General features: G+C 66.7%; 10 protein-coding genes. 4 read left to right on the top strand and 6 right to left on the bottom strand.

Annotated features, from left to right (window positions below; all coding sequences use genetic code 11):
* A partial coding sequence (locus tag ACLQ62_RS13860) for an AI-2E family transporter (RefSeq protein ID WP_411722218.1) occupies positions 1–467 on the bottom strand: 467 nt, incomplete at its 3' end.
* A gap of 51 nt (positions 468–518) precedes the next feature.
* Here ACLQ62_RS13860 and ACLQ62_RS13865 point away from each other — a divergent pair.
* Positions 519–1757 (top strand): winged helix-turn-helix domain-containing protein, encoded by a 1239-nt coding sequence (locus ACLQ62_RS13865; protein ID WP_411722219.1) that lies wholly within the window; start codon positions 519–521, stop codon positions 1755–1757.
* A 94-nt stretch (positions 1758–1851) separates the two neighbouring features.
* Positions 1852–3099: a hypothetical protein gene (locus tag ACLQ62_RS13870; protein ID WP_411722220.1), complete on the top strand. Its 1248-nt coding sequence runs from the start codon at positions 1852–1854 to the stop codon at positions 3097–3099.
* Between the two features lie 88 nt (positions 3100–3187).
* Here the strand turns inward: ACLQ62_RS13870 and ACLQ62_RS13875 are convergent, their stop codons facing one another.
* The 4 genes from ACLQ62_RS13875 to ACLQ62_RS13890 all read right to left on the bottom strand — a co-directional run bounded on the left by ACLQ62_RS13875 (position 3188) and on the right by ACLQ62_RS13890 (position 7388).
* Complete coding sequence (locus ACLQ62_RS13875; RefSeq protein ID WP_411722221.1) at positions 3188–4069, bottom strand: M48 family metalloprotease; 882 nt, start codon at positions 4067–4069, stop codon at positions 3188–3190.
* Positions 4070–4142: 73 nt separating this feature from the next.
* Positions 4143–4709: a LemA family protein gene (locus ACLQ62_RS13880; RefSeq protein ID WP_411722222.1), complete on the bottom strand. Its 567-nt coding sequence runs from the start codon at positions 4707–4709 to the stop codon at positions 4143–4145.
* Between the two features lie 118 nt (positions 4710–4827).
* Positions 4828–6141 (bottom strand): D-arabinono-1,4-lactone oxidase, encoded by a 1314-nt coding sequence (locus tag ACLQ62_RS13885; protein ID WP_411722223.1) that lies wholly within the window; start codon positions 6139–6141, stop codon positions 4828–4830.
* Positions 6138–7388, bottom strand: a complete 1251-nt coding sequence (locus ACLQ62_RS13890) for an amino acid deaminase/aldolase (RefSeq protein WP_411722224.1) — start codon at positions 7386–7388, stop codon at positions 6138–6140. The genes ACLQ62_RS13885 and ACLQ62_RS13890 overlap by 4 nt, the downstream gene beginning before the upstream one ends.
* Positions 7389–7610: 222 nt before the next feature.
* Here ACLQ62_RS13890 and ACLQ62_RS13895 point away from each other — a divergent pair, with 222 nt between their 5' ends.
* Complete coding sequence (locus tag ACLQ62_RS13895; RefSeq protein WP_411722225.1) at positions 7611–9653, top strand: hypothetical protein; 2043 nt, start codon at positions 7611–7613, stop codon at positions 9651–9653.
* Positions 9654–9696: 43 nt separating this feature from the next.
* Positions 9697–11364: a bifunctional 3'-5' exonuclease/DNA polymerase gene (locus tag ACLQ62_RS13900; protein ID WP_411722226.1), complete on the top strand. Its 1668-nt coding sequence runs from the start codon at positions 9697–9699 to the stop codon at positions 11362–11364.
* Here the strand turns inward: ACLQ62_RS13900 and ACLQ62_RS13905 are convergent.
* Positions 11346–12026: a class I SAM-dependent methyltransferase gene (locus ACLQ62_RS13905; protein ID WP_411722227.1), complete on the bottom strand. Its 681-nt coding sequence runs from the start codon at positions 12024–12026 to the stop codon at positions 11346–11348. The genes ACLQ62_RS13900 and ACLQ62_RS13905 overlap by 19 nt on opposite strands.
* Positions 12027–12259: the final 233 nt, after the last annotated feature.

Consider the following 12259-nt stretch of genomic DNA (forward strand, 5'->3'; position numbering starts at 1 on the left):
ATCTGGGTCTCGGTGAGGTGCAGCGGTGACTGGAGCAGCGCGGCTTTCAGCTCGTTGAACGATGCGGCTGTTCTTTGCTGCACCTCGGAGAAGTCCCTTGTGATCTGCCAGATCGCCAGCCAGAGCAGCCCGCCGACGACAGCGACGGTGCCGAGGATGCCCGTGGCGATCGCGAGTCCCCTCGGCCAGCGGTGCCGGGTGAGGAAATCGATGAACGGGGTGAGCAGCGCGGAGACGAGCACCCCGATGAACAACGGGATGACGATCAACCGGAGCTGGACGACAAGGAAGACGAGGACGGCGAGAGCTCCAGCGATGACGAGCAGCCGCCAGGACCAGGCGCCTGCGATCCGCATCGCCCGGGGAACGTCGTCCCCTATTTGACTGGCAGGGGTGGGGTCGTCGACAGGGGCATCGATGGATCGGAACACGCGACCCCACCAATTTTTCTCCGTCGTCTTCGCCACCGGATCAGTCTATGCGGCAGGTGTCAGAGGGACACGCTAACGTCGAACGTTATGACGAACAGCGTGGCGCCGGCCCTTGCACGACGGATCGCCCTTGCCGCGCAGGGTTTCGGTCGTCCGCGCAACGGCGACCCGGGCACGAGGCAGTTGAACTCTCTCATCGACCGGCTCGGCGTCCTGCAGATCGACTCGGTGAACGTGTTCGAACGCAGCCACTACCTCCCTGTTCTTGCCAGGCTCGGAGCCTTCGATAAGTCGGCCCTCGACATGCTCACCTTTGCACGGTCGGGTCGCTACATCGAGTACTGGGGGCATGAGGCGACGATCATGCCGCGGGAGACCTGGCCATTGTTCCGGTGGCGCATGCAGGCCTTCCGCGACAAAAGCCTCGCCGACCCGCAGAGCTGGGCCACGGCGAATCGAGCCTTTCTCCGCTGGCTCCACGCCGAGCTGGCAGAGAAGGGCCCGCTGCCGGCGAGTGCGATCGAACACGACGCGAACAAACGTGTCGGTCCGTGGTGGGGCTGGTCCGACGTCAAGATCGGCCTCGAAACGCTGTTCCGGTGGGGTGAGATCGTCTCGGCCGGCCGGGCCGGCTTCGAACGGCGCTACGCGTTGCCCGAGCAGGTGCTGCCGACGGCGGTCCTCGACCAGGACATCCCGCGCGGTGATGCGATCCGTGAACTCGTCCGACGTGCCGGCATCGCCTCCGGCGTCGGCACGCTCGACGACCTGGCCGACTATTACCGGCTGCCGTCTGCCGACACCGGCATCGCGCTACGCGAGCTCGAGGACGCCGGAGAGCTCCTGCCCGTCACCGTTCCGGGTTGGTTGCGAGGCACGCGGCCGAGGGAGGCCTGGCTCTCCCGCGACGCACGACGCCCGCGCTCCATCGAGGCGACCGCGCTCCTCTCCCCCTTCGACCCTGTCGTCTGGGCCCGAAGCCGGGCTCTGCGGATGTTCGACTTCCACTACCGGATCGAGATCTACACTCCGAAGCATCGGCGAGTGCATGGGTACTACGTGCTTCCCGTCCTGCTCGACGACCACCTGTCGGCACGGCTCGACCTCAAGAACGACCGGGCCGCCGGCATCCTGCGCGTTCAGGCCGCGTGGCTCGAGCCCGGCGCACCAGCCGATGCCGCCGACCGGGTCGCGGCGTTGCTCCGGCGGACGGCGGCATGGCAGGGGAACGAACGCATCACCGTGGCAGGGCGTGGGACCCTGGCACGCGAGCTGGCCGGCGCCCTCGGAGTCCGCCCGCACGAGGATGGGGAGAACTCCCCATAGATCAGGGCATTTGTAGTCCTGCATCAGCGTTTTCCGGTTCATTGTCGATGGTAGGTTGGCCACGATCACGCTCGACGAAGGGGGACTATTTTTCATGGCCACGGACGGTAAGACACCAGAACCAGCTCACGGAGACGGCTCGGTGCCTGTGGGGGGTTCGACCGAGACACCGCAACAGATTTATCCGGACCAGCAGGCGTACAGCCAGGGTTCCGCATACGCGCAGAGTGCATACAGCAGCCAGGGCGCGCAACAGACCGGTAGCACGGCAGGATACCCACAGGGCGCACCGTACCCGCAGGGCGCCACTCCCGCCGGTTATCCTCAGCCGCAGGCCTCGCAGCGCCCGCCGATGGATCCGAAGAAAAAGAAGCAGATCATCCTGTTCTCGGCGCTCGCTGCGGGCCTGGTGCTTCTCCTCATCAGTGGCTCCGTCATTGTCAACGTGATCGGCAGCACGCTGTACGGGCCAGAGGCCAAGGTGAAGGCGTACCTGAGCGCCATCAGCCAGGGCAAAGCCACGGAAGCGAACAAGCTCGTCGACCCGGAGGTCACCAGGGACGCCGCCGCGCTCCTGACCAACGACATCCTCACGGAGTCGAAGGCTCTCATGAAGAACCCCAAGGTCACGGATGTCGTCACCCGCGGCGACTCCGCCATGGTGGAGGTCTCGTACAGCATCGACGGCACCGTCTACGACGGGATCATCGAGCTGAGCAAGGGCGGCAAGCAGGCTGCCTTTTTCGACAACTGGACGATCGACAAGCCCCTGCTCGCCTCGGTTTACGTGTACGCGAACCAGGAATCCGCCGTCTCCGTGAACGGCGTCGACGTGGACTTCGGCAAGGAATACGAACTCCTCGCCTACCCGGCCGCGTATGAGATCGGTGCACCTGAAGGCACGTTCTTTGAGGCCGAGGCCCAGACCTTCGTCGCTGCGACGGGTTCCAAGGCGACCTACGACTCGGTCGACGTCGAACTGACTCCGACGAAGGAGTTGACCGACGAGATCCAGGCCCAGGTCAACAAATACATGGACACCTGCGCGACCGAGACCGGAGCGAACCCGGAGAACTGCAACCTCCGCAGCCAGTACTACCTTCACTTCAGCGGCGAACCGACGTTCGCCTACAAGGTCGTGAAGTACCCGGTGGTCACGGTCGATGACAGCGGCACCCGGTTCGAGTCCACCGACGGCCAGGTCGCAGCGACGGCGACTGGCGAGCTCTCCTACCCCGGCGGCCGGGGAACCGGCACGTACACCTGGGACGAGTGGGGCATCACCGGAAACATCGTCATCGACGGCGACAAGGTAACGATCGAGGAGATCTACGGCTTCTAGACTTCCGACAGATGCGGAGCGGGCCACTGGCCCGCTCCGCTTTTTCGTACCTGCAGCCGGATCTGCTGGTCTCGGACAGGTGCGGCGGCTAGAAACCGCCGCCGATGGTGCGCAGCCGGGCGACCCGCTCCTCGATCGGCGGGTGCGTCGCGAAGAGACGCGCCACGGCGCCGGGCTTCAGCGGGTCGGCTATCCACAGGTGAGCCATCGAGGAGTTCTGCCGCCGCATCGGCCGACCGTATGCCTGCAGCTTCAGGAGAGCGCTCGCGAGCGCATCCGGGTGCCTGGTGGTGAGTGCGCCCGTCGCATCCGCGAGGTATTCGCGCTGACGCGAGACCGCAAGTTGCACCATGCTGGCCAGGAGCGGGGCGACGATCATGGCGACGATGCCGAAGACAAGGACGATCGGGTTGCCGCCGTTGTTGTTGCGGTTCCCGCCGCCGAACCAGGCCATCCGCAGGAACATGTCGGCGAGGAACCCGACAGCGACGACGAGCCCGAAAACGATCATCGACACGCGGATGTCGTAGTTGCGCACGTGTCCCATCTCGTGGGCCATGACTCCCTCGAGTTCGGAATCGGTGAGGATGTCGAGCAGCCCGGTCGTCGCCGCGACCGAGGCGTGCTGTGGGTCACGACCGGTCGCGAACGCGTTCGGAGCCGGATCGTCGATGAGGTACACCTTGGGCATGGGCATGCCCGTCGTGATCGCCAGGTTCTCCACGATGCGGTACAGCCGCGGGTTGTCGCGCTTCTCGATCTCATGACCGCCGCTGATCGCGAGAGTCTGCCTCGACGCGAAGAAGTACTGGAAGATCGCGTATGCGGTCGCGCCGACGATAGTGAAAATGACGATGGTGGGGCTGTTGTAGATGTAGCCGGCCAGCGCCCCGAGCCCGCCGATGATCAGCAGGAAGAACGCGATGATGACCACGGTGTTCACCTTGTTCTTGCGGATGGCCCTGTACATTCATCGTCCTTTCACGAGGAATACAGCAAGGGCCCGGGCGCCTGTTCGCGCGCCCGAGCCCCTGTCGAAGTGGTTAGAACTGCACGCGCGGCGGCTCAGCGATGGCCGCGTTGTCGGTGACTTCGAAGAACTCGCGCTCGCTGAATCCGAGGTTCTTGGCGATGAGGTTGTTCGGGAAGACCTTGATCTTCGTGTTCAGCTCGCGAACGCCCCCGTTGTAGAAACGGCGTGATGCCTGGATCTTGTCTTCGGTGTCGACCAGTTCGCCCTGGAGCTGGAGGTAGTTCTGGCTCGCCTGCAACTGCGGGTAGGCCTCAGCAACGGCGAAGATCGACTTGAGCGCCTGCTGCATGTGGTTCTCGGCCGCTGACGCGTCCGCGGGGCCCTGCGCACTGAGCGTCTCCGCCCTCGCCCTCGTCACGTTCTCGAAGACGGCGCGTTCGTGGGCTGCATAACCCTTGACCGATTCGATCAGGTTGGGAATCAGATCCGCTCGCCGCTTGAGCTGCACGGTGATGTCGCTCCATGCTTCGTCAACGCGCACGTTGAGGGACACCAGGGAGTTGTAGGTGACCCAGAAATAGATACCGACGATGACCGCCAGTGCGACGATGATGAGTACAGGAATGAGCCATTCCATGGCGAGAGCTCCCTTGATGTGCTGGTAAGCAGTGCGTGCAGATGAACGCAATCAGTCTACGGGTGCGACCGGATGCCTCCCCGAGGATCCGGCCTGTTCTCAGGGCAAATGCTCGGAGTCAGGCTCCCAGCACCCGAGTGAGATACGGGTTCGAAAACAGCCGCCGCGGGTCCAGCCGATCACGCACCGCGAGGAAATCGTCGAACCGCGGATACAACGAACGGAGGGAGTCCGCATCCAGCGTGTGCATTTTGCCCCAGTGCGGCCGCCCGCCATGTTCCATCAGGATCGCTTCGACGGCAGCGAAATACCTCGCTGGGTTCTCGTGGATGTAGCGATGAACAGCGACATAACCGGTGTCCCGACCGTAAGCGGTCGATAGCCACAGGGAGTCCGCGGCGGCGAATCGAACTTCGATCGGAAAGCTGATCCGCCATCGCCGCTGTGCGATGAGCGCCTCGATCTCCCGAACGACCGTCGGCACCGTCTCCGCGGGCAGTGCGTACTCCATCTCGCGGAAACGGACCGTGCGCTTCGTCGAAAAGACACGGTGTGAGAGATCCGTGAACCGGCGATTGCCTGCGAGCTTTGCGGCCAGCCGATTCACCGCCGGGATCACCGGAGGCAGTACCGTCCCGGCGAAGCAGGTGGCGCGAAAGACCCGATTCCCCATCAGTGTCTCGTCGACCCACCGCTTCACGAACGGCAGGGTTCTGCGCCCCGCGGTGGCAGGCAGCCGGGTGTGAGTTTTCGTCAGAGCCGTCGTCGTGTGCGGAAACCAGAAGAACTCGAAATGGTCGGCGGATGCCACGCGTTCAGCGAGCGAATCGAGCACGTCGTCGAGCGGTTCGGACTGCTCGACCGACTCGAGGAGAAACCGGGGAACACACGCGATGGTCACCTCAGCGATGATGCCGATGGCGCCGAGCCCGAGCGAAACAGCGGGCAGGAGGTCAGCGTTGTCGTCGTCGTCGATCCGCATGATCTCGCCGTCGCCGGCGATGATAGTCAGGCCACGGACCTGGCCCGCCAAGCCGCCGTGTCTGGCGCCGGTGCCGTGGGTTCCGGTGGAGATCGCGCCGCTGATGCTTTGACCGTCGATGTCGCTGAGGTTGGTCATCGCGAGGCCGTACGGGGCGAGAAGACGGGGGATGTCACGCAGCAGTGTTCCGGCATAGAAGGACGCCAGGCCGTCGGCGGTTGGGCGGCCGATCAGCCCCGACAGGTCGTCCAGGGCGAGTTGCACCCCGGTCGCGACGGCGATCCCGGTGAACGAGTGCCCGGAACCGACCGCCTTGATCGGGATGCCCGATCCGCCCGCGGCGCGGACGGCGCGCTGCACAGCGGCCGTCGTCCGCGGTCGTTCCACCCGCAGCGGTCTGGCTTGCTCGGTTCGGGCCCAATTGCGCCACACCGCTCCGGTTGCTGTCACAGAAACGCCTTCCCTTCGCCGCGATAGGTTGGCAGCCGGTCAAGTACCCGGTCGTTGTCGACCACGACGAATTCGTTGACCCGTTCGCTCAGTTCGCCGGATTTCGAGTGCCGCAGCCAGACCCGGTCACCCGGCCCCAGGCTCGAAGCCGCTTCGCCGCGGATGGGCGTCTGCACTTCGCCTGCCATCTCGCGTGGCACCAGGTGAAGTCCCGCCGGCCATTCCAGTCGCGGCATCTTGTCTTCACCGGGCGGCCCGGATGCCACCCAGCCGCCGCCGAGGATGACCGCCATCGACGGGGCAGGCTTGCGCACGACCGAGAGAGCGAACGACGCAGCAGGAGCCGGGTGGAAGGAACGATAGTTGTCGAACAGGTGACCGCCGAGAATGCCACTGCCCGCGGCGATCTCAGTGACCGACTCGTCCTGCGAGGTGCTCTCGATGGAGCCGGTGCCACCGCCGTTGACGAAATCCAGTGGGGCGACTTGCCGGACGGCCGCGACCGCTTCGGCACGCCGCTCGGTGAGCTCGGCGATCGACCGGCGTTTCATCCAGCGTTTGGTGACCGACCAGGATCCGCCGGGATCGTTTCGGTCTCCGAGTCCGGCGATCTGGGCTTCGTACGCCATCATGCCGACGAGGGTGAAGCCGGTGCGGGCTTCGATGACCCGGGCGAAGGTTGCGGCTTCATCGGCGGTGCGAATAGGTGAACGCCAGACACCGACGTGACCGAGAGGCACGGGCGATCGCCAGGACACGTCGAGTTCCAGGCAGAGGCGCAGGCGCTCTCGCTGGTTCGGTGGCACGCAGGCATCGATGAAGTCGAGGTGTTCGACCGAATCGACCATGAGCGTCACCCGTGCGGCCGCGACCGGGTCAGCGGCAAGCCGGCGGATGGCGTCGGCGTCGGCCGTCGGATAACCGACGACGATGTCGTCGATCGTTTCCGCGAGCCACAGCGCTTCAGGCAGGGTGAAGGCCAGAACCCCGGCGTAACCGTCGGTGCCGAGCAGCGCGTGGATGAGACCGCGCACCCGGATCGACTTGCTGGCGACGCGGATGGGTTTCCCGGCCGCGCGGCGAACGAGATTGTTGGTGTTGAAGCGGAGCGCGCCAAGCTCGAGCACAGCCAGCGGGCTCTCCAGGCCGGCAGTTGCGGCTTCGAGGCGGGGCCAGAATCGCGCGGGGTCCAGCCAGGGAGCGGGGTCGAGGCCGGCGGGTCCCACCGCGGAGAGCGTGATCGCCACAGGCCCTCCCTTCGTCGACTCCCACGTTAGCGGTTTCAGAATGCCGGATACCGAGGCCGGATGCTGGGAAACACCCCCAAACGGGCGTGTTGGTTTGACAGGCTGCGCGGCGCCCTCGTAAATGGAATCACGGTGGGGATTTTCAGTGCTGCTCGACGTGACGGGGGCCGGTCGGTCAAGCTGACGCGGCAACGCACGCGAGCCTTCCCGCATCCTCTCCCGGTGCTTGCGGCAGTATCCCTCGCCGCACTTCTTGTCCTCGCCGTTTTCCCGACCGCCGCGCTCGCAGAACCGGAGCCGGTTCCCCGCTCACTCGACGGGGGTGTTCCGACGATCACGTCGCCGGCGGACGGCTCTTTCCTCGGCTCGGCGAGCGCCGTCATCACCGGCACGAAGGCAGCCGGCTCCGAGGTCCAGATCCTTGCCGGCACGTCGCGGACGAACGTGTGCACCATTCGGAGTGCCGCATCGGACTACTCGTGCACCGTCTCCCGTCTCCCCAACGGCCCGGGAATTGCGCTGAGCGCTGTGCAACTGGTCGACGGCGGAGACGACCTCGAGTCCGAACCGGTGCGGGTCGATGTCCTTGAGCCACCGACCATCGCGGGGACGTCCCCCCTCGTGACCGGCGGGCTCGTTCGGGGTGAAGGCTATCCCAGCGCCCGAATCACACTGTCGATCGCGGGCGAGTCCTCCTGGAGCTTCCCGGCAGGGTCGGACGGGGCCTGGGCGTACGTCCTTCCGCGTGCTCTCGGTAGCGGCACCTACACGCTCACCGCCACCCAGTCCACGCCGTTCAGCCACGGCAACCAGTCCGATTCCGGCCTGAGCCGCACGATCTCCCTCGACGTTGACCCGCCCGCCGCGCCCGCCCTAACCTCCCCCACGGCCGGTAGCACCGTCTCGCCTACGGCGGTTTACTCGGGCACTGGCGAGAACGGTGCGACCGTCAACGTTTACGCACTCACCGCATCCGGAGCGGACCTCCCCGTCTGCTCCGCCGTGGTGTCCGGGAGCGGCTGGAGTTGCACAGGAGCGAGCTTGCCTGCAGGCTCGGTAACGGTGACCGCGTTCCAGACGGATGCCGCCGGCAACCCGGGTTCAGGAAGCGCTCCGCTCGCCGTCACGATCGCCAGACCGACGACGCGCGCCCCGGCACCCGCCCCGTCGCCGACCCCCAGCGACAACGAGGCGGTAGCCCCGGCTGTGCCGCCCAAGCCGCCGTCGGCGTCCCCGACCCCGACGCCGGCCGCACCCGGCTTACCGGCTGCGCCCTCTACGCAGCCCCCGCCGCCGGGCACGTGGGAGGCCGCCACACCGTTCACAACAGCCGTGCCGTCCGCTCTCGGAGCTGCGGAACTGTCCTGGCTGCGTGCTCTGCTGCTCGCAGCGCTCGCCATTCTGCTGCTGCTGGTCCCCGCGCGGATGCTGGCGACCACGGTCCGCGGGCGGCGGGCGGCGCCTTCCCTGCTGAACCTCACCGGTCGGAACCGTTTGCCGACTCACGACGACCCTGCGCCGATCGTCACCGGACCTGGCGAGAAGGCCACCGGGGTGCTCCTGGTTTGCGTGACGGCAGCAATCATCCTCTTCGCCAACCCGATCCTGGGTGAGCCCGGCTACCTGCGGGTGCTGCTGGCGTCCGTCGTCGCGGTGGCCGGCATCAACCTGATTGCGACCGCCGCGCCGGCCTTCCTCGCTGCGCGGCTGCCGACAGGGCCGGCCCGCATCGCAGTCTCGCCGCGGCTTCTCCTGTGCGTTGCGGCGGTAGCCCTGCTCTCCCGGTTCCTCGATCTGCAGCCCGCGCTGCTGTTCGGCATCGTCTTCTCCGTCACCGCCGTCTCAGGAACGCGACCGGCGCGCGGTATGGTCGCCGGCATCCGCGTCGCCGCCGTCTTCACAGCGGGTCTTCTCGCGTGGCTGGCGTCCACGCTCCTCGGCGCCCCGTCCGGGTTCCTCGGCTCCCTGATGATCGAGACGGCCAACATCGCGGCGATGGCCGGCGTGGGCTCAGCAGCGGTGCTTCTGATCCCCCTGGGCCGGATGGACGGGCGTGCGCTGCTCGTCTGGTCACGACCCGCCTGGTTCCTGTCTGCGGTCGTGGTCCTGACCGTGCTCTTCGCCCTTCTCGCTCCCGTCGTCGACGTGTGGCAGAACAGCGGCGAGATTCTCGTTGGTTTCCTGCTCGTACTGGGTTTCGGGGCGATCGGCCTGTCGCTGTGGATCTGGCGCCGTCTGATTCAGCCCGCCCTGACAACGGACTGACGTCCGCCCGGCTCTTCGAGTCGGTGGTTGGCGGGAGAATGGGATGGTGTTCATCGTCCTGGCAGGCTCCCCGCGCAGCGGCGGGACGCTGACGGAACTCGACGCCGGCGGGAACGCTTCTGCCCCGCTCCCGTTCGACCGGGCCGAGCTCATTGCCGCTGTCGCCAGCCGTGAGCCGGCACGACCCCGGTGGGTGTGGAGCGACACGGCCCTCTGGTACCCGGTGCTCCTCGAGGCGGGAATCCGCATCGAACGCTCGCAGGACCTTCGGCTGGCACACCGCATCCTGAAACTCTCCGAAGCGACCAGGGGCACGCCCCTGCGGGACGCCGCGGCGAACGCGTGGGACGCTGCTGCCGCTCCTGCCGGTGACCACTCGAACACGCTGTTCGACGACGGTGCGTCCGAGCACGAGGGTGATCCGATCGAGGAGCTCCTGCTGCAGCGCCGAACACTTGATGCCGTTGCCCGCACGGACCCCGCGCAGGCAGGGCGCCTTCAGCTTCTCCTCGCCGCTGAGTCCTGTGGCGCTTTGATCGCCGAGGAGATGCGGTTCACCGGCATGCCGTGGCGGCGAGACCTGCACGCCGCGATGCTTGAGAACGCGCTCGGCCCGCGGCCACAGTTCGGCGGGCGACCGGCGAAACTGGAGTCCCTCGCCGACCAGATCCGCGTCGGCCTCGACGTCCCAGCGCTGAACCCGGATTCACAGCCCGATCTTCTCCGCGCGTTGAAGAAGGCCGGCCTGCCCGTGACCGGCACGAGTAAATGGGATCTGCGTGAGTTGCGGCATCCTGTCATCGAACCGTTGCTTGAATACAAGAAGGGCGCCAGGCTGCTGTCGGCGAACGGCTGGGCGTGGATGGAGGCGTGGGTGCAGGACGGACGGTTCCACCCGGAGTACGTCGTCGGCGGTGTCGTCACCGGCCGCTGGGCAACGCGCGGCGGGGGTGCACTCCAATTGCCGACGGAGGTCCGCGGCGCGGTGAGAGCCGATGAGGGCTGGTCTCTCGTCGTGGCGGATGCCGCTCAGTTGGAGCCGAGGATCATCGCCGCGATGGCCCGCGACGAGGCCATGGCGGCAGCGGGCCGTAAGCGCGACCTCTATCAGGGTCTCGTCGACGCCGGCGTGGTCGACACCCGCGCCCATGCCAAGGTCGCCATGCTCGGCGCCCTCTACGGTGCGACAAGCGGCGAGAGCGCCCGGCTCATGCCGCGGCTGACCCGCGCATTTCCCCGGGCGATCGGGCTGGTCGAAGCTGCCGCCCGCGCGGGGGAACGCGGTGAGCAGGTGAGCACCTGGCTCGGTCGCAGCTCGCCGCTGCCCGGCGACGCCTGGGAAGGAGCCGATGCCAACCCGTCGACAGATGCGGCGCCGTCGGATGACCGGCGCGCCCGTCAGGCGGCTCGAGACTGGGGCCGCTTCACGCGCAACTTCGTCGCGCAGGGCACAGCGGCCGAGTGGGCCATGTGCTGGATGGCGGGGCTCCGCCAACGTCTCCGGGCGCTCGCCGACGAGCAGGGGGAGCCTCACCTCGTGCTCTTCCTGCACGATGAGGTGATGGTGCACACGCCCGCTCACCTTGCCGACGCCGTCGGCACCGCTGTCGCCGAGGCCGCGAATGACGCCGGTCGACTGCTCTTCGGGGACTTCCCCGTCGATTTCGCCCTGACGGTCGCCACGGTATCGAGCTACGACCAGGCGAAGTAGAGGCCTTCCAGCCGAAGGTTCCTTGTGGATCCGACCGTGAAGCCGGCAGCCTGGAGAGCGGTCGCGTACTCCTCCGGCGTCGCCGAAAAGGAGATCTCAGCGGATGTCGCCCACGGCAGCGGGTAGGCAAGCTGACCGTCACCGGTGCGCATGACGTCGTAGACGGCAAACATCCCACCCGGTTTGAGAACACGGGCAGCGCTCCGGAACAGGGCAGACTTGTCGGCGATGTTCATACCGACATGGAGCAGCGTGGCCACGTCGAATTCGTTCTCGGTGAACGGAAGTTCGAGCGCGTTTCCCTGGACGAACCGCACCCGGTCGGAAAGACCAGACCGTCGCGTCAGTGATGTTGCCGTTTCGACGAACTCGGGCGTGAGATCGACACCGACAACCGTTGCGCCGAAGTGGTGCGCGAAGAGCCGGGCCGGGCCGCCGAGACCGGAGCCGATGTCAAGGACCACAGTTGTGGGTCCGATTCCTGCACCGAGGGCGAGATCCCGTGCTGCCTGTACGCCGCCGATGTGAAACTGGTCGACGGCGAGGAGGTCGTCGGGTCCGATTCGTTCCGGGTCGTGGCCGGTGCGTCGGAGTGCCTCAAGGATCGACGTTTCGAGTGCCGGGTTGCGGTAGTGCAGTGCGACGGCATTCTCGGTGTGCATGGTGGCTCCTTCGCGGCGGCCGGTGCGCGGAAGTCTACGCTCCGGATGGCGCAACGGGCAGGGCTCAGTGACGACAGGCTCGGATGCCGTCGCTGCGGTTCCCAGCGAACCAGTCAGTCGTTCTGCCCCGCCTCGACAGGTCGTTCGCCGGTGAGAGCGGAAACAGGAACCGTGCACGCGTCACCTCGCCAGGCTTCGACACCTTCCCTGATCGCGAATGCGGCGATCACGAG

It is taken from the genome of Mycetocola sp. (assembly GCF_046716805.1).
Taxonomy (GTDB): Bacteria; Actinomycetota; Actinomycetes; order Actinomycetales; family Microbacteriaceae; genus Mycetocola_A.

Excerpts from the sequence above, each read along its gene's own strand:
- ACLQ62_RS13865 (WP_411722219.1), top strand. The coding sequence starts at position 519 with ATGACGAACAGCGTGGCGCCGGCCCTTGCACGACGGATCGCCCTTGCC.
- ACLQ62_RS13870 (WP_411722220.1), top strand. The coding sequence starts at position 1,852 with ATGGCCACGGACGGTAAGACACCAGAACCAGCTCACGGAGACGGCTCG.
- ACLQ62_RS13875 (WP_411722221.1), bottom strand. The coding sequence starts at position 4,069 with ATGTACAGGGCCATCCGCAAGAACAAGGTGAACACCGTGGTCATCATC.
- ACLQ62_RS13880 (WP_411722222.1), bottom strand. The coding sequence starts at position 4,709 with ATGGAATGGCTCATTCCTGTACTCATCATCGTCGCACTGGCGGTCATC.
- ACLQ62_RS13900 (WP_411722226.1), top strand. The coding sequence starts at position 9,697 with ATGGTGTTCATCGTCCTGGCAGGCTCCCCGCGCAGCGGCGGGACGCTG.
- ACLQ62_RS13905 (WP_411722227.1), bottom strand. The coding sequence starts at position 12,026 with ATGCACACCGAGAATGCCGTCGCACTGCACTACCGCAACCCGGCACTC.